This window comes from Micrococcus sp. KRD096 (assembly GCF_017168495.1).
In the GTDB taxonomy this organism is placed as follows: domain Bacteria; phylum Actinomycetota; class Actinomycetes; order Actinomycetales; family Micrococcaceae; genus Micrococcus; species Micrococcus luteus.
Window position 1 is genome coordinate 74,653 of record NZ_JABFAY010000017.1, and the last position, 19,409, is coordinate 94,061.

Annotated in this window: 17 protein-coding genes; 5 read left to right on the top strand and 12 right to left on the bottom strand. The window is 73.2% G+C overall.

What is annotated here, in order from left to right; genetic code table 11:
• From J1M41_RS08200 to rsmI, 7 genes are all read right to left on the bottom strand, one after another.
• Nucleotides 1-987: 4-(cytidine 5'-diphospho)-2-C-methyl-D-erythritol kinase (locus J1M41_RS08200; protein ID WP_206451533.1), on the bottom strand; the 987-nt coding region annotated here is incomplete at its 3' end.
• A complete protein-coding gene (rsmA, locus tag J1M41_RS08205) occupies nt 984-1,853 on the bottom strand; it encodes a 16S rRNA (adenine(1518)-N(6)/adenine(1519)-N(6))-dimethyltransferase RsmA (RefSeq protein WP_342214088.1) in 870 nt (289 codons plus the stop codon). The genes J1M41_RS08200 and rsmA, both read right to left, overlap by 4 nt.
• Nucleotides 1,854-1,954: 101 nt before the next feature.
• Nucleotides 1,955-3,766: an ABC transporter ATP-binding protein gene (locus J1M41_RS08210; RefSeq protein WP_206451534.1), complete on the bottom strand. Its 1,812-nt coding sequence runs from the start codon at nt 3,764-3,766 to the stop codon at nt 1,955-1,957.
• A gap of 33 nt (nt 3,767-3,799) precedes the next feature.
• Nucleotides 3,800-4,753, bottom strand: coding sequence for a TatD family hydrolase (locus J1M41_RS08215; RefSeq protein ID WP_206451535.1), 954 nt, complete (start codon nt 4,751-4,753; stop codon nt 3,800-3,802).
• A gap of 66 nt (nt 4,754-4,819) precedes the next feature.
• The gene (locus J1M41_RS08220; RefSeq protein WP_065573326.1) at nt 4,820-6,307 is read right to left on the bottom strand and encodes an NAD-dependent succinate-semialdehyde dehydrogenase; all 1,488 of its coding nucleotides are present in this window, start codon (nt 6,305-6,307) and stop codon (nt 4,820-4,822) included.
• Between the two features lie 599 nt (nt 6,308-6,906).
• Entirely contained in the window at nt 6,907-7,653 is a 747-nt protein-coding gene (locus J1M41_RS08225) for a hypothetical protein (RefSeq protein WP_206451536.1), read from the bottom strand.
• 135 nt (nt 7,654-7,788) lie between these two features.
• Entirely contained in the window at nt 7,789-8,646 is an 858-nt protein-coding gene (gene rsmI / locus J1M41_RS08230; RefSeq protein WP_206451537.1) for a 16S rRNA (cytidine(1402)-2'-O)-methyltransferase, read from the bottom strand.
• Nucleotides 8,647-8,756: 110 nt separating this feature from the next.
• Here rsmI and J1M41_RS08235 point away from each other — a divergent pair, with 110 nt between their 5' ends.
• A complete protein-coding gene (locus J1M41_RS08235; protein WP_342214089.1) occupies nt 8,757-10,280 on the top strand; it encodes a phospholipid carrier-dependent glycosyltransferase in 1,524 nt (507 codons plus the stop codon).
• Between the two features lie 66 nt (nt 10,281-10,346).
• Entirely contained in the window at nt 10,347-12,185 is a 1,839-nt protein-coding gene (locus J1M41_RS08240; protein ID WP_206451538.1) for an AMP-dependent synthetase/ligase, read from the top strand.
• A 71-nt stretch (nt 12,186-12,256) separates the two neighbouring features.
• On the opposite strand, the gene J1M41_RS08245 is transcribed toward J1M41_RS08240, so the two are convergent.
• Genes J1M41_RS08245 through J1M41_RS08255 form a run of 3 tightly spaced genes read right to left on the bottom strand, consistent with a single transcriptional unit; the run spans nt 12,257 to nt 15,432 of the window.
• On the bottom strand, nt 12,257-13,477 hold the full coding sequence (locus tag J1M41_RS08245; protein ID WP_206451539.1) for a TIGR01906 family membrane protein: 1,221 nt from the start codon (nt 13,475-13,477) through the stop codon (nt 12,257-12,259).
• 47 nt (nt 13,478-13,524) lie between these two features.
• Nucleotides 13,525-15,084 (bottom strand): adenosylhomocysteinase, encoded by a 1,560-nt coding sequence (ahcY, locus tag J1M41_RS08250; RefSeq protein WP_230282266.1) that lies wholly within the window; start codon nt 15,082-15,084, stop codon nt 13,525-13,527.
• A 45-nt stretch (nt 15,085-15,129) separates the two neighbouring features.
• Entirely contained in the window at nt 15,130-15,432 is a 303-nt protein-coding gene (locus J1M41_RS08255; RefSeq protein WP_206451593.1) for a DUF3499 family protein, read from the bottom strand.
• 62 nt (nt 15,433-15,494) lie between these two features.
• Between J1M41_RS08255 and J1M41_RS08260 the strand changes: the two genes are divergently transcribed.
• Nucleotides 15,495-16,040, top strand: coding sequence for a hypothetical protein (locus tag J1M41_RS08260; protein ID WP_241247857.1), 546 nt, complete (start codon nt 15,495-15,497; stop codon nt 16,038-16,040).
• Between the two features lie 55 nt (nt 16,041-16,095).
• Here the strand turns inward: J1M41_RS08260 and J1M41_RS08265 are convergent, their stop codons facing one another.
• A complete protein-coding gene (locus J1M41_RS08265) occupies nt 16,096-16,617 on the bottom strand; it encodes a WhiB family transcriptional regulator (protein WP_069941647.1) in 522 nt (173 codons plus the stop codon).
• A gap of 171 nt (nt 16,618-16,788) precedes the next feature.
• Between J1M41_RS08265 and J1M41_RS12260 the strand changes: the two genes are divergently transcribed.
• The gene (locus J1M41_RS12260; RefSeq protein WP_020628242.1) at nt 16,789-17,412 is read left to right on the top strand and encodes a hypothetical protein; all 624 of its coding nucleotides are present in this window, start codon (nt 16,789-16,791) and stop codon (nt 17,410-17,412) included.
• 27 nt (nt 17,413-17,439) lie between these two features.
• Here the strand turns inward: J1M41_RS12260 and J1M41_RS08275 are convergent, their stop codons facing one another.
• A complete protein-coding gene (locus J1M41_RS08275; RefSeq protein ID WP_206451541.1) occupies nt 17,440-18,000 on the bottom strand; it encodes a GtrA family protein in 561 nt (186 codons plus the stop codon).
• A 162-nt stretch (nt 18,001-18,162) separates the two neighbouring features.
• On the opposite strand from J1M41_RS08275, the gene J1M41_RS08280 reads away from it, so the two are divergent.
• Nucleotides 18,163-19,368, top strand: coding sequence for a 5-(carboxyamino)imidazole ribonucleotide synthase (locus J1M41_RS08280; protein ID WP_206451542.1), 1,206 nt, complete (start codon nt 18,163-18,165; stop codon nt 19,366-19,368).
• Nucleotides 19,369-19,409: the final 41 nt, after the last annotated feature.

A 19,409-nucleotide genomic window follows, 5' to 3' on the forward strand; every position in this document is an offset into this window, starting at 1 on the left:
GGTAGCTCCGTCTCGTGGGCTCGGAGATGTGTATAAGAGAGAGGGGCCGTGGACGGGGAGGGCGCGCACGCCCGTGCGCTCCTCGATGGCCGAGGCCAGCCGCAGCGCGGAGGCCTCGTCCTGCGCCACGAAGAGCAGGGTGGGGCCGGAGCCGGAGACCATGCCGCGCAGCGCGCCCTCGTCCAGGCCGAGATCGAGGACGTCCGAGAGCTCGGGGAACAGGACGACGGCCGGGGTCTGCAGGTCGTTGTCCATGGCGGTGGCGAGTTCGAGCGGGTCCGCCGCGGTGAGGGCCCGCAGGACGGCCTCGTTCACCTCCGGGCGCGCCGGCCCGTCGGGCAGGTGACCCTCCCGGCGCAGCTCGTCCAGGGTCTGGAACACCACGGGGGTGGACAGCCCGGCGTCCGCCGGGACGAGGACGAGGTGCACCGGGGTGCGGGCCGCGACGGGGGTCAGCTCCGCCCCGGTCCCGAGCCCGACGGCGGCGCCGCCCAGCACGCTGAAGGGCACGTCCGCGCCCAGCGGGGCGGCCAGCTCGGCGAGCTCGGCGCGGGTGTGCCCGGTCTCCCACAGGGCGCTGCACGCGAGCAGCGCGGCGGCCGCGTCGGCGGAGCCGCCGCCCATGCCGCCCGCGACCGGGACCTGCTTGGCGACCTCGAGGTGGACGCCGTGGGTGTCAGGATCGAGCCCGAGGGTGCGCCGCAGGTGTGCGGCGGCGCGGTGCGCGAGGTTGCGCTCGTCCCAGGGCACGTCCTGGGTGTCCACCAGACTGATGTGGCGGCCCGACGGGCCGACGGTGATCCTCCCGTCCGTGCGCGCGATCGCCGTGACGGTCTCCCGCAGGCTGACGGCCAGGTACACGGTGGCCACGGGGTGGTAGCCGTCCGCGCCGGGGGGTCCCACCCGCAGGGACAGGTTCACCTTGCCGGGGGCGCTGACCGTGACGTGCCGGGCCGTGGGGTCGAGGCCGAGGTCCTCCGTCGTCATGCAACCACCTCCTCCGCCGCACGCCGCGGGCCGTGCTCGGCGATCCGCGCGAAGGCCGCGATGTCCAGGGCCTCTCCGCGGGCGCGTGGGTCCACGGCGGCGGCCACCAGGGCGTCCTCCGCCGCCTGCGGTGACCCCGCCCAGGAGGCGAGCGCGGCGCGCAGGGTCTTGCGGCGCTGGGCGAAGGCGGCGTCCACCACGGCGAAGACCTCCCGGCGGGACGTGCGGCCCGCCGGCGGCTCGCGCCGGGTGAAGGCGACCAGCCCGGAGTGGATGCGCGGAGCGGGCCAGAACACCTGGGTGCCGATGGTGCCCGCCTTGCGCACGTCCGCGTACCACGCCGCCTTGGCGGACGGGACGCCGTAGACCTTGGAGCCGGGCCCGGCCGCGAGACGGTCCGCGACCTCCTCCTGCACCATCACCAGGCCGTGCCGCAGCCCCGGCAGGACCGCGAGCGCGTGCAGCAGCACGGGCACGGCCACGTTGTAGGGCAGGTTCGCCACGAGCGCGGTGGGGCCGCCGGCGGCGGCAGCGGGCCGGACCTCGGCCAGTGCCTGCTCGCTCAGCGTCATGGCGTCCGCGTGCAGCACCGCGAGGGCGTCCTCGGCCCCGGGGCGGAACTCGGCGGCGGTGCGCGGCAGGCGGGCGGCGGTGACCGGGTCGATCTCGACGGCGGTGACGGCGGCGGCCGCGTCCAGCAGGCCGAGGGTGAGCGAGCCCAGTCCGGGGCCGATCTCCAGCACGTGCTCGTCCGCGGTCACGTCCGCGGCCTGCACGATGCGCCGGATCGTGTTCGGGTCGATCACGAAGTTCTGGCCCCACTGCTTGGTGGGACGCAGGTCCAGCTCGGCGGCGATGCGCCGCACGTCCGCGGCGCTCAGCAGCGGGGCGGGGGGGGCTGGACCATGCCCGCGAGTCTATCGGGGCGCCGGACGGGGTAGCCGGGACGCAGCGGCGCGGGGTCCGCTCAGGTGGAGAGGTCACCGAGCCGGACGAGCTCGCGGAACTCGGGGCTCGTCTCCTGCAGCCCGGCGAACGTGCCCTGGCCGATGATCCGCCCCTGGTCCATCAGCACGATCTGATCGCAGCGCTTGACCGTGGAGAGACGGTGGGCGACCACGATGACCGTGATCCGGCCGCGCAGCGACTCGATCACCTCGGTGACCCGGCGTTCCGTGAGGTTGTCGAGGGCCGACGTCGCCTCGTCGAGCACGAGGAGGCGGGGGCGCCGGAAGAGCGCGCGCGCGATGCCCAGGCGCTGGCGCTGGCCGCCGGAGACGCCCACGGCCCCTTCGCCGATCACGGTGTCCAGGCCGTCGGGGAGCTCGTCCAGCCACTGGCCCAGCTGGGCTTCGCGCAGCACGCGCTCCACCTCGGCCCGGTCCGCCGTCTGGGTGGCCTCGACGTCCAGGAGCACGTTGTGCAGCACCGTCCCGTTGACCACGGTGACGGACTGCGGGACGAACGCCACGTTGTCCCACCAGCCGCGCGGGTTGGCCTCGAGCTCCACCCCGTCCACGTAGACCCCACCGCGCTGGGCGTGGTGGAAGCCGATGACCAGGTCCACCAGGGTGGTCTTGCCGGCACCGCTGCCGCCCACGAAGGCGTACGAGGAGCCGAAGGGGATGCGCAGGTCGATGTCGCGCAGGACCGGTTCGGCCTTGCCGGGGTAGGTGAAGGACGCGTCCCGCACCTCGATGGACTCCTCGAACGTGATGCGCTCGTAGGGCCGGTCCGCCGCGTGCAGGACCGGCTGCGCGGCGGCGAGCTCCGCCGTCGTGCGCTCGAAGGCCGGCCAGGAGGTGCGGATCTCATTGGTGGTGGCCATGAGCGCGGCCATGGACGGCAGCACGCGGAAGCCGGCCATCGCGAGCAGGGCGAGCGAGCCGAACGCCTCCCCGCCGCGGCCCTGGATGAAGGCCACGGCCACGAGCGCCGCGATGGCGGCCACGAAGGCGACCTCGAGCACGTAGCGCGGCATCATCGTGAGGATCATCTTGAGCCGCGTGGCTTCGGCGCTCTCCATGCGGGCCGCGCGGTACTCCTCCATGAAGGCCGAGTCGTTGCCGCGGATCTTCACGTCCTTGTAGTTCTCCAGGCCCTGCAGCGCCGCCGTGTTGGCCCGCTCCCCCGCGGTCACCAGGGTCCAGCCCAGGCGGGAGGCCGGGCGGCGGATCACGGTCTTGATCACCCAGGCGACGGCGAGGAAGTACAGGGCCATCCCGAGCCCCGTCAGCGGCATGGAGACGCCCACCACGACCGCCACCGCGACGAGCGTCACGGCCTCCGTGAGGAACGTGACGGACGCGTTCACCACGCCCGTGTACGCCATGCTGGAGGTGCCGGTGACGTTGTTGACCAGGGTGCCCACAGTGCGCGTCAGGTGCAGGCCGTAGTCGGCCCGCAGGTAGTAGCGCAGCAGCGTGGCGGACGTGCGGATCAGGTTCTGGTTGGTGAACCCCATGGTCCACCAGCGGAACGCGAGCACCAGGATCGCCTTGAGCAGGAAGGCCAGCACGATCACGACGGCGAAGGCCACCGTCTGCTCCGGCACCGTCACGGCCCCGAACCGGGCCAGCAGCCCTTCGAGCGCCGGGGAGCCCAGCTCCCCCGAGGTCAGCAGGCTGACCAGCGGGAGGATCGAGGCGAGCGCCACCATCTCGAGGCCGGCCACGAGGAGGGACCCGAGGACCACGAACACGAGGCGGATCCGCATGGGGCGGTCCACCAGGTACTGCGTTCCCTCGGGCAGCCGGGCTTTGAGGAGTCGGGTCAGCACGTCGTCCATCCTAGGGGCCGGGTCTGGATCGGCTTAGAACGAGCCGTACACCCGGGCGGTGTTCTCACTCACCGCGCGGGCGAGGGCGTCCACGTCGTCGCCGCGCGTCTCCGCCATGCCCCGCAGGGTCAGCGGGATCAGGTAGGGCGCGTTGGGGCGACCCCGATGCGGATGCGGCGTGAGGAAGGGCGCGTCCGTCTCCACGAGCAGCAGCTCGGCCGGGGCGATCCGCAGCGCCTCGCGCAGCTCGTCGTTGGCCTTGAAGGTGACGGGACCGGCGAAGGACATGTGCCAGCCGTGCTCGGCGCACGTGCGGGCCAGGTCGGGGCCGCCCGAGAAGCAGTGGAACACCACGTGCGGGGGCAGCCCGCCGTCGGCCGCCTCCTCGAGCAGGATCCGGACGACGTCGTCGTGCGCGTCCCGATCGTGGATCTGCAGGGCCGTGCCGAGTTCGCGGGCGAGTCGGATGTGCCGGCGGAAGGACTCCTGCTGCGCGGCGTGGCCGGCCTCGTCCTGCGTCCGGAAGTAGTCGAGGCCCGTCTCGCCGACGGCGCGCACGCGGGGGTGGCGGGCGAGCTCCGCGATCTGCGCGAACGCCTCCTCGAACTCGCCACGCTCGGCCAGGCGGGCCGCGTCGTTGGGGTGCAGCGCCACGGCCCCGAGCAGGCGGGGCTCGGCCTCGATCGCCGCGATCGTGAACCGGGCCGAGGCGACGTCGCAGCCCACCTGGACCGCCCCGGTCACGCCCACGGCCTCCGCCGCGTCCATCGCCTGGTGGACGTCCACGCGGACCAGGCCGTCGCGGAAGTCGAGGTGCGTGTGGTTGTCCACGACGGGCGCCGGCAGCGGCTCGGGTGCGGGCGGGTACTCGAGGCGCCGCCGACGTCCCGACTTCTCCTCGTGGGCGTCCCGGCGCGGGCCGCCGTCGTCGTCCGGCTGCGGGGCGGGGGCACGGTAGGCGAGGGGGGTCTCGGATGCGTGGGCCATGCACCCCACTCTAGGGAGCCGAGCCCGGCCCCCCCGACACGCCTCGGGGGCGGCGCGGCGAAGAGGTCAGGCCTTCGCGGCCGCCCACGGGTCGGCGATGCCGATGTACTGCACCGAGGTGTACTCCTCGATGCCCTCGGCGCCGCCCTCGCGGCCCAGGCCCGACTGCTTCACGCCGCCGAACGGCGCGGCCGGGTTGGAGATGACGCCCACGTTGTAGCCCATGAGGCCGAACTCGATGCTCTCGGCCACGCGGTACATCCGGGCCTGATCCTTCGTGAACACGTAGGAGGCGAGGCCGTACTCGGTGTCGTTGGCCATCTCGATGGCCTCCTCCTCGGAGGAGAAGGTCACGATCGGGGCCACCGGGCCGAAGATCTCCTGCTGGAGGATCGGGTTGCCCTTCTCCACCTTGATCGCGGTCGGCGCGTAGAAGTAGCCGTCGCCCTCGATCTTGTGGCCGCCGGTGAGCACCTCGCCGCCGGCCGCCACGGCGTCCTGGACGAGCTGGTCGATGTCGTCGCGCGCGCCTTCGTCCACGATCGGGCCGAGGGTGGACTCCGGGTCGGTGCCGCGCAGGGGCTTGAGCGCCTCGAGCTTGGCCACGAACTTCTGCGTGAACTCCTCGGCCACGTCCTCGTGCACGAGGAAGCGGTTGGCGGCGGTGCAGGCCTCGCCCATGTTGCGCATCTTCGCGGCGAAGGCACCCTCGACGGCGGCGTCCAGGTCCGCGTCCTCGAAGACGATGAGCGGGGCGTTGCCGCCGAGCTCCATGGAGGTGCGCAGCACGTTGTCCGCCGCGTCCTTCATGAGGCGCACACCGACCGGCGTGGAACCGGTGAAGGACACCTTGCGCAGGCGCCGGTCCTGCAGGATCGGGCTGGAGATCGACGAGGCGGAGGAGCCCGCCACGACGTTGAGCACGCCCTTGGGCAGGCCGGCCTCCTGCATCACCTGCGCGAACAGCTGGGTGGTCAGCGGGGTCAGCTTGGCGGCCTTGAGGACCATGGTGCAGCCAGCGGCGACGGCGGGGCCCACCTTGCGGGTGGCCATGGCCAGCGGGAAGTTCCACGGGGTGATCAGCAGGCACGGGCCCACCGGGCGGTGGTGCACCTGCATGCGCAGCGTGCCCTCGGGCACGGTCAGGGTGCGGCCGTAGTGGCGGCCGGCCTCCTCCGAGAACCAGCGCAGGAAGCCGTTGCCGTACGTGACCTCGCCGCGGGCCTCGGCGAGCGGCTTGCCCATCTCGAGGGTCATCAGCAGCGCGAAGTCCTCGGCGCGCTCGTTGATCAGATCGTAGGCGCGGCGCAGGATGTCGGCGCGCTCCTTGGCCGGGGTGCGGGCCCAGTCGGCCTGCGCGGCGCAGGCGGCGTCGAAGGCGGCCATGGCGTCGTCGGAGTTCGCGTCCTGCAGGCTCGCGATGACCTTGCCGGTGGCCGGGTCCTTCACGTCGAAGGTCTTGCCGGAGGAGGCATCTCGCCACTCGCCGTCGATCAGCAGGCCGGTGGGGACGGACTCCAGCAGCGCCTTCTCGCGCTCAGCGGTCACGGTCATGATGCACCTCTTTCGGGGTCGGTGGTCGGAGGCGGCACGCCCCGCGTCCCTCAGGGGAACGGGTGGACGGCCACGGGTATTCCGACGCCGTCCGGCGGCGGTTGGCAGGGGCTCCACGGTCGATCCTAGCTGCACCCGACCAGCACGTTGGCGACCGTTGCGCGGTGACGACGGAGAGAACCTCCGTGGGGGTGAAGCGATCGGGGTTTCGTTCTGAGTCGCGGCGAGGAGAAGCGGCGTGCGCCCGCGACGCTCAGTCCCGGGGTACGTGAGCGTGCCGGTCGCACTGCCCATGACCGACAGGGACTCGAAGATGCTCCGAGAGGGGAGTCGATCCGCGCTGTCGCGCCACACCTCGGCGTCGGCGTGCAGACACTGAGGGTCTGGTGCAACCGGTACGGGCCACCAGGGCCCTCCGCGATCGCCATCGAGGTCGCGATCCTGGACTGGGTCACCGGGTGGAACACCCGACGACTCCATCGAGCCCTCGGCTCGTGGCGGCTCCAGCAGGTGGGAGCAACGCCCAGGAATGCAGCGAGGGGTGGCTGCAGAAGGCTGCAGCCACCCCTCGCTGACACGTGGGTTGAGAGAGACTCGAGTCAGTTCGTCGTCTTGGGGCCGATGATCTCGAGGCGATCGGCAGACCAGGTAACGTTCGACGCGGCCCCCGTGTCGAACGCGACGCGCTGCGTGCCGATATACGCGGTGAGGTGGACCTGGTTGACCATGGACGCCACGTCCTTGGCCCAGAAGTAGGGATTGAATGACGGCTGTGCGTAGTAATAGCAGCCGGTAATGGGTGCTGAATACGTCAGGGTGATGGAGGACCCGTCCGAGGCCAGCTTGGTGACTTCCCAGTATGCGGGGTTGGTGCCGGTCACGAAGCGGTCCCCGACCTTCAACGTGTAGAAGGTCCTGCTGTCGCCCACGCTGCCGTTCGTGTAGGTGTTGTAGGGGGTGCCGGCCTTCCGAGCGTTCAGGACCTTGCGGAAGTCGACGATGCCCGCAGGAGCCGTGTAGACGATCGAGATCTTCTTGTTCTGGACGGATTGGCAGGCCGTGGCATCGGGGATACCCACGCCCGGTGTGGCATTCAGATAGAGCGCGGTCGTACCGTTTTGCGCCTGGACGTACTTCGTCATGAGCGGGTTCGCGTACAGAGTTGCGCCGGCAACCACGCCAACGTTCGATACAGCAAAGGCCGGGGCTGCGGCGGTGGCAGCGATCGCAGGGACAGTCCAGGTGACACCCTTGGTTACTTGCCGACGTGATATCACTCGAGTTTCGTTGACCATGCCAATGCCTTTCGTGGCGCTTCTGAGGACCTGGGGCACCTCCACAGGCATGAGGCACTCTGACATAGTAGCGGTCCTGCCACAACCGACGAGTCGTGGAAGCTGTAATTATTCACGCTTGAGAGACCCGTTGTGAATCGACCGTTCACGCGGTAGGCGGCTGCTGGCTGTGCAGCCGGGGACGTGTCAGTCCCGGGCCGCGAGCACCGCCTGGTAGAGCTCCCGGCTCCGCATCCCGTGGGCTCCGGCCACCGCGGCCACGGCCTCCTTGAGCCGGGTGCCGGACTCCACCAGCACCGCCACCTCGGCGACGGCGTCCGCCTCGGACGCCTCGCCCTCGGCGCCGGGCGCGGGCGGCCCGATCACCAGCACGATCTCCCCGCGGATCCCCTCCCCCGCGTGCCGCTCCGCAGCCCAGGCATGCACCTCGGCCGCGGTGCCGCGCACCACCTCCTCGTGCAGCTTGGTGAGCTCGCGGGCCACGCACACCGGCCGCTCCGGTCCGAGGACCTCCACGACGACGGCCAGCGCGTCCGCCAGACGCTGCGGCGACTCGAAGGCGACCACGGTGCGCGCCTCGGCCAGCAGGGAGGTGAGCCATCGCCGTCGTTCCCCGTCCTTGCGGGGGACGAAGCCGTCGAAGGCGAACCGGTCCGTCGGCAGGCCGGAGAGGGCGAGCGCGGTGGTCACGGCGGAGGGGCCGGGCGCGCAGGTCACGGGCAGCCCTGCGGACACCGCGGCCGCCACGAGCCGGTACCCCGGGTCCGAGACCGTGGGCATGCCCGCGTCCGAGACCACCGCCACCGTGGCACCGCCCCGCACCTGGTCCAGCAGCCCCTGGGTGGAGGCCGCCTCGTTGTGCTCGTGATGGGCCACCACCCTGCCCGTCGGGGTGACGCCCAGTCCGGCGCACAGGCGCCGCGCGGTCCGGGTGTCCTCGGCGGCGATCACGTCCGCCTCCGCCAGCAGCTCACGCAGGCGCGCGGACGCGTCCCCGAGGTTGCCGATGGGGGTGGCGGCCAGGACGATGCGGCCCTCGGGCATGGGACGACCTTTCGACGGACGGACGGCTGCCCCGAGCCTACGGCCCCGGTCACCGTGCACGTCTCGCCGTCCACCCGTCCCCCTAGCATGGAGCCCGTGCCCGCCTCGGGGTGAGTGCGGCACCCCTGACGCGGTGGCACTGGATCCTGCCGCTGCTGGTCACGGCGATCGCCGGCGTCCTGCGGTTCACGAACCTGGCCCACCCGGACCAGCTGATCTTCGACGAGACCTACTACCCCAAGGACGCCTACTCCCTCCTGGAGTCCGGCTACGAGCGGCGGTGGGACGAGGACGTCAACGACGCGTTCGCGCGCGGCGAGGCGGAGCCGCTCGAGGGGGCCGCCTACGTGGTGCACCCGCCGCTGGGCAAGTGGCTGATCGGCCTGGGCATGCTCGCGTTCGGCCCGGACAACGGGGTGGGCTGGCGGTTCAGCGCCGCGGTGGCCGGCACGCTGTCCGTCCTGCTGGTCGCCCTCGCCACGCAGCACCTGCTGCGCTCGGTGTCCCTGGGCGCGGTCGCCGGGCTGCTGCTGGCCGTGGAGGGCCACCACCTGGTGATGTCCCGCATCGGGCTGCTGGACATCTTCCTCTCGTTCTTCGTGCTCGCGGCCTTCGCCGCCCTGCTGGCGGACCGCGTCCACGGGCGGCGGCTGCTCGCGGAGCGGCTCGCCCACGACGTCGCCCGGTTAGGACGCGACGCCCTGGCCAGCGGGCCGTGGCTCGGCTGGCGCCCGTGGCGACTGCTCGCAGGCGTGCTGCTGGGCGCCGGCTGCGCCGTGAAGCTCTCCGGGCTGGCGTTCATGGCGGCCTTCGGCCTGCTCACGGTCCTGTGGGACATGTCCGCGCGCCGGACCGCCGGGGTGCGGCACTGGGCGTGGGCCGGCGTCGAGAAGGACGGCCTGTACGCGTTCGTGGCCGTGGTGGGCGGCGGCCTGGTCGCCTACCTGGCCTCGTGGACCGGCTGGTTCGTCACGGAGGGCGGCTACTACCGGGACTGGCACCGGGACAACCCGCCGGAGGGCCTGCTCGCCGGGCTGGTCCCCGGTCCGCTGCGCTCCCTGTGGCACTACCACGTGGAGTCCACGACCTTCCACCAGGGCCTCACCAGCCCCCACGACTACGCCGCCAACCCGTGGACCTGGCCGTTCATGGGCCGGCCCGTGAGCTACTACTACGAGGGTGCAGAGCCCGGCGAGGGGATCTGCCCGGCGGACGCCGCGGGCGCGTGCTCGGCGGCCATCACGGACATCGCCAACCCGTTCGTGTGGTGGACGGGCCTGGCCGCCGTCCTCGTGTGCGTGTGGCTGCTGGTGCGCCACCGGGACTGGCGGGCCGGCGCCCTGCTCAGCGCCTACGTGGCCGGGCAGCTGGTGTGGTTCCTGTGGCCCGAGCGGACCATGTTCTTCTTCTACACGATCGCCTATGAGCCCTTCTTCGTGATGATGATCGCCCTGGCGCTCTCGCTGCTGCTGCGGCCGGGTCGCCGGCCCGGGCCCCGCTGGGGCTCGGCCCTGGTGCTGGCGTACGTGACGATCGCCGTCGCCGTGTCCCTGTTCTTCCTGCCCGTCTGGATCGGCGACGTCATCTCGTACGACCAGTGGCGCTGGCGGATGTGGTTCAGCAGCTGGATCTGACGGCCGCGTCCCGGGCGCGGGTGTGCCGACCGCGCGCCGCACGCCCGGAATGGATACCCTCGGACCGTGCAGAACCAGAGCCCCGTCCATGAGTCCGCCACCGAGCTCGTCGGCATGCCGCCGGCGGACTCCAACATCACGGACCTGATCGTCACCTCCTGTGCCAACCGGCCGGACGCCCCCGTGTACGCCGTGCGCAACGGCGCGGGCGGCTGGGTGGACGTCCACTTCACCGCGTTCCTCACCCAGGTGCGCGCCGTGGCGGCCGGCCTCATCGCCCGCGGCGTCCAGCCCGGGGACCGGGTGGGCCTGTTCTCCCCCACCTCCTACGCGTGGGCCGTCCTCGACCAGGCCGTGTGGTTCGCCGGCGCCGTCTCCGTGCCGATCTACGAGACCTCCTCCGCCCACCAGGTGGAGCACATCGTCACGGACTCGGGGCTGCGGGTGGTCGCCGTCGGCAGCGAGGAGCTCGGCGAGCGCGTCGCCGAGGCCGCCGGGCACGCGGGCGTGGACGTGGCGACGTTCCCGCTGACGGACGCGGGGCTGGCGGAGCTGGCCGAGGCCGGCGCGTTCGTGTCGGACGACGCGGTCGAGCACGCCCGCTCGCTGGCGACCCTCGCCAGCCCCGCCTCGATCGTCTACACCTCCGGCACCACCGGCCGCCCGAAGGGCGCCGTGATCACGCACGGCAACTTCGTGGGCGCGGCCATCAACGTGCTGCACTTCGCGCGCGAGGTGGTCCAGTGGTCCCCGGAGACGACGACGTCGCGCACCCTGCTCTTCCTCCCGCTGGCCCACGTGCTCGCCCACGCCGTCCAGGTCATCTGCCTGTACGCCCGCATCCAGGTGGCCCACTCCGGCTCCCCGGCCACGCTGCTCGACGACCTCGCCTCCTTCCACCCCACGTGGCTGCTGGCCGTGCCGCGCGTGTTCGAGAAGGTCGAGGCCGGCATCGAGGCCAAGGCCCAGAAGGGCGGCACCGGGCGGATCTACGCGGCCGCCAAGCGCACCGCCATCGAGTGGTCCACGGCCGTGGACGAGGCCGAGTTCGGGGACGGCCCCGGGCCTTCGGTCCTGCTGCGCGCCCGGCGTGCGCTGTTCGACCGGCTGGTCTACCGCAAGATCCGGGAGGCCCTCGGCGGCGAGGTGATCTCGTGCGTGTCCGGCGCGTCCGCCCTCTCCCCGGAGCTGGTGCACTTCTTCCGCGGCGCCGGCATTCCGATCGTGGAGGGCTACGGCCTCACGGAGACCACCGCGCCGGCCACCGTGAACATCCCCGGCGCGCACCGCGTGGGCACCGTGGGCCTGCCCGTGGCCGGGGTGACGGTGAAGATCGCCGAGGACGGCGAGATCCTCATCCGCGGCCCCGTGGTGTTCGACGGCTACCACGGCATGCCGAAGGCGTCGGCGGAGGCGATGGAGGACGACTTCTTCCGCACCGGGGACATCGGTGCGCTGGACGAGCACGGCTTCCTGCGGATCACCGGCCGCAAGAAGGACGTGATCATCACCGCCGGCGGCAAGAACGTGTACCCCACGCCCATGGAGGAGGCGCTGCGCCAGCACCGGCTCATCGAGCACGTCGTGGTGGTCGGCGAGAACCGCCCGTTCGTGGGCGCCCTCATCACCCTGGACACCGAGGCCTTCACCCAGTGGGCCCTGGACCGCGAGCTCAGCCTCACTCCGGCCGAGGCCGCGACGGACCCCACCGTGCTGGCCTCGATCCAGGAGGCGGTGGACCAGGTCAACGCGGGCGTCTCCCGTGCCGAGTCCATCCGCCGCTTCCGCATCCTGGACCACCCGTTCACCGAGGACTCCGGGCACGTCACCCAGTCCCAGAAGCTCAAGCGGGCCCAGGTGATCGAGGACCACGCCGAGGACGTCGAGGCCCTCTACCGTCGCTGACCCCGCGCCCCCGGACGACGACGGGCCGGGAGGACGCCTCGTCCTCCCGGCCCGTTCCCGTCCGGCGGCGGTCAGCGCACCACGGCGTCGTCCTCCCGGGCCCACCGCAGGCGGGTGCGCAGCAGCTGCTCGCGGCGGTCCGCGCTCAGCTCACGACGGCGGCGCGTGGGCCACGTGAGCACGAGCGTCACGAGGGACGCCAGCAGGGTCACCAGCCCGACCACCACGGCCGCATCCACCCAGAACTGCTCGGGGTAGAGGCGGATGAGGGCGTCCCGCACGGAGAACATCCACGTGCCGTCCGCGAAGAACAGCGAGTGGAACCCGGCGAAGAACGTCTCCCAGCCCAGCACCGCCAGGACCGCCAGCGCGATCACCGCGAGCGGCAGCCACACGGCGCCGGCGAACAGGGCGCGGCGCACCCCGCCGGGGCTGGTGCGCAGCAGGGACGCGATGAGCAGGGCGCACACCACCACGAGCACCACGAGCGCCGCGGCGGCGATCCACAGCACGGTCTTCACGTCCGTCATGTGGTCGACCTCGACCTCGGTGAACAGCGGCGCGCCCTGGTGCGTGAGGCTGCTGAGGTACCGCGGCCCGGCCAGGTTGGTCACGTAGTCCAGCCCGGCGGAGCCGTAGTGCATGCGGTCGGCGAGGGTGAAGCCGAACCGGTCCGCGGGGAACCCGGGCCGGTGGTACTCCAGCCACAGGAACACCGGGCTCGCCACGAGGCGGACGGCGGCCAGCAGCAGGGCGAGCGGGGCGAGGATCGCCAGCAGCACCTGCGCCAGGCGCGGACCCGCCTTGGGCAGGCGCGCGCGCTCCTCCGGCGTGGGGCCCTGCAGGGCCGCCGCCTGCGCCGCGGGGGCGGCGGTGCCGTCCTCGGGGTAGCGGTCGACCGGGGCGGCTGTGCTCGACCCCGCCGGGCGGGCCCCGACGGCGGCGCTCAGCGGGCCGAGCTCGTCGGCGCCGGGCAGCGGCCGCCGGTCGCCCTCGGGCACGGCCCGGGAGGCGACGATGTCGCGGTCGGCGTCCGCGACCGGGCGGCCGGCGTCGCGTCGGTCCGCGGCCGCCGCGTCCCCGCCGCGCAGCGCGGCGAGGTCCTCGGGGCTGAGCGCCGAGGTGTGCTGGGCGCCGCCGTCGTCGTCCCGGCCCATGGCGGGCAGCGCCTGGGTGCGGTTCGGATCGTCGGCGGCGTCGTCCTCGACGAACGCGCCGTAGTCCAGCCCGGATTCGAAGTCCTCCGCCCCGGCGCGCTCGTCGCGCCCGCGGCCGGCCTGATGGGAAGCCATGCTCGTGCCTCTCTCGAGTGGGTCCGTCCGCCCGCGGGCGCCGGGGATCAGTAGCGGTAGTGGTCGGCCTTGTAGGGGCCGGCCACGTCCACGCCGAGGTACTCGGCCTGGGCCTTGGTCAGCTCGGTCAGCCCGACGCCGAGGGCGTCCAGGTGCAGGCGGGCGACCTTCTCGTCCAGCACCTTGGGCAGCGTGTAGACGCGCTTCTCGTAGTGCTCGCCGGTCAGGGCGCCGGTGCCCGTGGAGCCGCCGAAGAGCTCGATCTGCGCCATCACCTGGTTGGTGAAGGACGCGCTCATCACGAACGAGGGGTGGCCGGTGGCGTTGCCGAGGTTCAGCAGGCGACCCTCGGAGAGCACGATGATGCTGCGCTCGGCCTCCGTGCCGCCGTCCAGGGTCCACTCGTGGACCTGCGGCTTGATCTCCGTCTTCACGACGCCGGGGATGCGGGCCAGGCCGGCCATGTCGATCTCGTTGTCGAAGTGGCCGACGTTGCCCACGATGGCCTTGTCCTTCATGGCGGCCATGTGCTCGGCCATGATGATGTCCTTGCCGCCGGTGGTGGTGACGAAGATGTCGCCCTCGCCCACCACGTCCTCGAGGCGGGCCACCTGGTAGCCGTCCATCGCGGCCTGCAGCGCGCAGATCGGGTCGATCTCCGTGACGATCACGCGGGCACCCTGGCCGCGCAGGGCCTCGGCGGCACCCTTGCCGACGTCGCCGTAGCCGCAGACCACGGCGACCTTGCCGCCGATCAGCACGTCCGTGGCGCGCATGATGCCGTCCGGCAGGGAGTGGCGGATGCCGTACTTGTTGTCGAACTTGGACTTGGTCACGGCGTCGTTCACGTTGATCGCCGGGAAGAGCAGGCGGCCCTCCTGCGCCAGCTGGTAGAGGCGCAGCACGCCCGTGGTGGTCTCCTCGGAGACGCCGCGCAGGCTGCCGGCGGTGCGGGTCCAGTGCTGCGGGTCGCGGGCCAGCGAGCGGCGCAGCGTCTCGAGGATGATCCGGTACTCCTCGGGATCGTCCTCGGTGGCGCTGGGCACGGCGCCCGCGGCCTCGAACTCGACGCCCTTGTGCACCAGCAGGGTGGCGTCGCCGCCGTCGTCCAGGATCATGTTGGGGCCGCGCTCCGGATCCTCGTCCGCGCCCGGCCAGGTGAGGATCTGCGAGGCGGTCCACCAGTAGTCCTCGAGGGACTCGTTCTTCCAGGCGAACACCGGCACGCCCTGCGGGTCCTCGGGGGTGCCCGAGCCCACGACGACGGCGGCGGCGGCCTCGTCCTGCGTGGAGAAGATGTTGCAGGAGGCCCACCGGACCTCGGCGCCGAGGGCGATGAGGGTCTCGATGAGCACGGCGGTCTGCACGGTCATGTGCAGGGAGCCGGCGATGCGGGCGCCCTTGAGCGGCTGGGCCTCCCCGTACTCCTCGCGCAGGGACATCAGCCCCGGCATCTCGTGCTCGGCCAGGCGGATCTGGTGGCGGCCCGCCTCGGCCAGGGACAGGTCCCGGACCGTGAAGTCGAACGAGGCACCGGGCACGGTGGTGCGGTTGGCGAAGGCCGGGTCGACGTCGGGGGTGCGGAACTCTGCGGAGGTCTCAGTCATGCCCTCCAGCCTAGCGAGGCCCCGGACGGCACGAGACGCGCCGCGTCAGTCCCCGTCACGCACCACGCGCAGCCCGGGACGGGCCGGCGGGACGGCCATGGGCCGGGTGGGGACCGTGCACACGCCGCCGTCCGCGTCGACGGCCTCGTAGTGCTCGGGCAGCTCCAGCCGCAGCACCTCCCAGCCGCGCGGGGCCGTGGTGCGCCGAGCGTGCTCGCCGCAGAGGTCGTACGTGTGCGGCTCCGCCCGGCGCGACAGGGGCCCGATGACCACCTGCGAGTCCGCGTAGTTGTACGTCAGCGTGGCCAGGGCAGGGCTCTGGCATCCGGTCTTGCTGCAGCGTCGCATGGGTCCCACGCCCGCCACCCTACTCGGCGGACGGCCCGGGGCGGTGGCCTACCATGGCGCGCATGACCGCGTCCGACTCCCCCGATCCCCTCGCCCCCCTGCCGTTCCGGGCGGGCGACGCCGCGGGGGCCGAGCCGGGCGTCGAGGGCGGCCCGGTCGAGGCCGGCGCCTCCTCCCCCGCGGGGCGCGGCGTCCGGGACCGCCGTGGCCGAGGACTGCGGCATCCGCGCCCGTTCGGTGCGCGCTCGGAGCGGGGCCGGAGCGAGGCGCTGCTGACCGCCGTCGAGAAGGCGGTGGACCGGCTGGGCTCCCTGGACGCGCCCGGGCTGCGGCACGTGACCGCGCGGGTGGAGCGCATCCCGGACCGGCTCGACGAGCGGCTGCGCGAGCTGCACGCCAGCCGGGAACGGGATGAGGAGGCGCTGTTCGCGCGGGCCGAGCGGCAGGGCCGGGACGGGGTGCTGATCACCCTGTTCGAGCGGCCGCTGCGGGACGCGGCCGACCCGGCCGACCTCGAGGGGGCCGTCTACGGGGTGGCGCTGAGCCGTTGCGCCGACGCGCTGGGCGTGGACCCGCAGGTGCTCGACCCCAGCTGGGGCCGCGGCTGAGCCCGGACCGGGCGGTCCGCGCCGGGCACCGCGCCCGACGGACGGGCGCCGTGCGTCAGGCGCGGGCGCGGCGCAGGCGGCGACGCTCGCGCTCGGAGAGCCCGCCCCAGATGCCGAAGCGCTCGTCGTTCGCCATGGCGTACTCCAGGCACGCGTCCTTGACGGTGCAGGCCTCGCACACGCGCTTGGCGTCCCGCGTGGAGCCGCCCTTCTCCGGGAAGAACGCCTCGGGGTCCGTCTGCGCGCACAGGGCGTCCGCCTGCCAGGCCAGCTCGCCCTCGACGGGCTCGGTGGTCACGCCCGGGATGGCGGCCCAGTCGGCGGAGACGGGCGCGGCCTCGACCGGACGCGCGTCACCGGGGAAGAGGGCGGTGACGGTGGCGGCCGGGGTGCCGGTCTCGCCGTCGAGGTCGTGGGCGGTGAGGAAGGCGGTCGCCTGATCCTCGAGGCTCGCGCCGGCGACGCCGGCCTGCGGGTCGGCGGGGTCGAGGAACCAGTCGCTGGGGACGCTCCGCGGACGAGGCGCCGGCGCGGGATCGGCGCGGTGCGCGTCCTCGACTCGCTGGGTCTGCTCCATGTGTGACGCCTCTTCCCGGGATCGACGTGGCGGCTGTGGGCCGGGTGACCATGCGGTCCGCGCGGGTGCCGGGCACGCCGGCGGGCCCCTCCTGGCGGGACCGTTGGCCCGGGTTCATTACATCGGTGTGATTCATGCCGAGTCAAACCGAGCGGGTGCCACACTGGGCCCATGGTCTCCCTCTCCGCACCCCGGTCCACCGGCCCCCTCGTGCTCCGCCTCGCCTCCTCCCCGCGGCCCGCGCTCGTCCAGGAGCCGGGGGCCCCGGACGAGCCCGGCGCGGTGGACCAGCGCATCGAGCTCTCGGGCCGTGTGACCGTGAACTGGGCCGCCAAGTTCGCGGGCCTGCTCGGCGCCGAGGGCATCGGCGCGGGCGACGCCGTCGCCCTGGACCTGCCCGTCCACTGGCTCTCCCACGCCCTCGCCCTCGGCGTGCTCTGCGCCGAGGCCGAGCCCGCCCTCGAGGGCGACTCCCCCGCCGCCGTCCTCACGGACCGGCCCGAGGCGTGGCCGGACCCGTCCGTGGCCGTGTTCGCCGTCGCCCTGCCGCGCGGCCTCGAGCCCGAGTTCGACGGCCCAGCCGTCGACCCGGCCGTCGTGGACGTGGCCGCCGAGATCCGCGCCCAGCCGGACGCCCTGCCCGGCCCCGTGGACCACGTGCGGCCCGCGTCGATCCCGGCCGGGGCCGACGTCGCCCCGGACGACGACGGCCCGCGCCCCCGCCTGACGTGGGCGGGAGTGCGGGCCGCGCTGGAGGCGTGGGACGCGGGCCGGGCGGTGACCGTGCGCCCCTGACGGGGCGGCGGGGTCAGGCCGGGGCGCTCAGACCCCGGCGTCGGGGGTGCGGTGCCGGCCGTGCGCAGGCAGCTGGTCGTCGCGCAGCAGGGGCATCTGGCCGGTGATGATCGCGAGGTCGTTGGCGAAGCCGGGCTCCACGTCCAGCTCCTCCTTGAACACCCAGAACCGGTAGGCGAAGTAGCGGAACACGGTGCCGAAGAACAGGCCGATCACGTTGCCGGCGATGAACAGGCCGGTCGGGTCGGTCACGCCCATCAGATACTGCGCGATCGCCACGCAGCCGGCCTGGATGCCCAGCCCGATCGCGTTCATGATCAGGAACATCACGAGCTCGCGCGTCTTGTTCGAGGAGCGCTTGTCCCGGAACGTCCAGTAGCGGTTGGCGACCCAGCTGAACAGGGTGGCGACGACGCCGCCCACGATCTTGGCCTTGACGTTGGACCCCTCGAGCGGGCCGGTCATCATCCACCAGAAGACGAGCGAGTCCACCACGAACGCGGCCGCACCGACGGTGCCGAACTTGGCCACCTCCCGCCACAGCAGGGAGACCATCCCGGTCAGGCGGCCCCAGAGATCGGACAGCATGGGCGTGGACTCCTCGGTTCGGGACGGGGGTGTGCACGCGGGGCGGACCCGCGCAGGGCTGGGGAACACTGTAGCCGCGCCCCCGGGGCGCGACCTCCCCGGGCCCGGCATCGGCCGCCCCTCCGTGACGGAGTCCTCAGCCGGTCCGACTACCCTGTGCGGGTGACTTCCCCTCGACTCGGTGTGATCGGTGGCGGGCAGCTGGCCCGCATGATGGCGGGCGCCGCCGCGGAGCTCGGCGTGCCCTTCCGCGTGCTCGCGGAGGCCCCGGACGCGTCAGCGGCCCAGGTCGCCCCCCACGTGGTCGGCGACCACGCGGACCTGGCGGACCTGCGCGCGTTCGCGGCCACGGTGGACGTGGTCACCTTCGACCACGAGCACGTGCCCACCGAGCACCTGCGGGCCCTGCAGGAGGCCGGCGTCGCCGTGCGCCCCGGCCCCGAGGCGCTGCAGCACGCGCAGGACAAGCTGGTCATGCGCGCCGCCGTCGAGCGGCTGGGCCTGCCGAACCCGGCGTGGGCGCCGGTCGACGACCTCGAGGCCGTCCTCGCCTTCGGCGACGAGCACGGCTGGCCCATGATCCTCAAGACCGCCCGCGGCGGCTACGACGGCAAGGGCGTGCTCAAGCTCGACGACGCCGACGACGCCCGCGCCTCCGCCGCGGACGGCACCCTGGCCGCGTGGCTCGGCGCCGGCATCGCCCCGCTGCTGGCCGAGGCCCTCGTCCCCTTCTCCCGTGAGCTCTCCGCGCAGGTGGCGCGCACCCCCTCCGGTGAGGTGGCCGTCTACCCCGTCGTCGACTCGGTCCAGGTGGCCGGCGTGTGCGACCTCGTGGTCGCCCCGGCCCAGGACCTCGACCCGGCCGTCGCCGCGGCCGCGACCGCCGCGGCCGTCCGCCTCGCCGAGGAGCTGGACGTCACCGGCATGCTCGCGGTCGAGCTGTTCGAGACGCCGGGGGTCGGCCCGGGCTTCCAGGTGAACGAGCTGGCCATGCGCCCCCACAACTCCGGCCACTGGTCCATGGACGGCGCCGTCACCGGCCAGTTCGAGCAGCACGTCCGCGCCGTGCTCGACCTGCCGCTGGGTCAGACGGCCCCCCGCGGGGCCGGCGTCGTGATGAAGAACGTCCTCGGCGGCGCCCGCGAGGACCTGCACGCCGGCAGCGTCGCGGCCCTCGCCGCCCACCCGCAGGCCAAGGTCCACCTCTACGGCAAGGACGTGCGTCCGGGCCGCAAGGTCGGTCACGTCAACGTCGTCGCGGACCACGGCCTCAGCCTCGAGGAGGCCGTGCGGACCGCCGAGTCCGCCGCCGCACTCCTGCGCGACGACGCCCCCATCACCGGCACCGAGACGGAGGCCCGCCCATGACCGCCACGCCCCAGACCGCCTCCAGCCCGGCGACACGGCAC

What these genes read in the sequence shown, in the direction of transcription:
- J1M41_RS08215 (WP_206451535.1), bottom strand. Translation starts at nt 4,753, where the DNA reads ATGGCCCACGCATCCGAGACCCCCCTCGCCTACCGTGCCCCCGCCCCG.
- J1M41_RS08220 (WP_065573326.1), bottom strand. Translation starts at nt 6,307, where the DNA reads ATGACCGTGACCGCTGAGCGCGAGAAGGCGCTGCTGGAGTCCGTCCCC.
- J1M41_RS08225 (WP_206451536.1), bottom strand. Translation starts at nt 7,653, where the DNA reads ATGCCTGTGGAGGTGCCCCAGGTCCTCAGAAGCGCCACGAAAGGCATT.
- rsmI (WP_206451537.1), bottom strand. Translation starts at nt 8,646, where the DNA reads ATGCCCGAGGGCCGCATCGTCCTGGCCGCCACCCCCATCGGCAACCTC.
- J1M41_RS08245 (WP_206451539.1), bottom strand. Translation starts at nt 13,477, where the DNA reads ATGGCTTCCCATCAGGCCGGCCGCGGGCGCGACGAGCGCGCCGGGGCG.
- ahcY (WP_230282266.1), bottom strand. Translation starts at nt 15,084, where the DNA reads ATGACTGAGACCTCCGCAGAGTTCCGCACCCCCGACGTCGACCCGGCC.
- J1M41_RS08255 (WP_206451593.1), bottom strand. Translation starts at nt 15,432, where the DNA reads ATGCGACGCTGCAGCAAGACCGGATGCCAGAGCCCTGCCCTGGCCACG.
- J1M41_RS08260 (WP_241247857.1), top strand. Translation starts at nt 15,495, where the DNA reads ATGACCGCGTCCGACTCCCCCGATCCCCTCGCCCCCCTGCCGTTCCGG.
- J1M41_RS08265 (WP_069941647.1), bottom strand. Translation starts at nt 16,617, where the DNA reads ATGGAGCAGACCCAGCGAGTCGAGGACGCGCACCGCGCCGATCCCGCG.
- J1M41_RS12260 (WP_020628242.1), top strand. Translation starts at nt 16,789, where the DNA reads ATGGTCTCCCTCTCCGCACCCCGGTCCACCGGCCCCCTCGTGCTCCGC.
- J1M41_RS08275 (WP_206451541.1), bottom strand. Translation starts at nt 18,000, where the DNA reads ATGCTGTCCGATCTCTGGGGCCGCCTGACCGGGATGGTCTCCCTGCTG.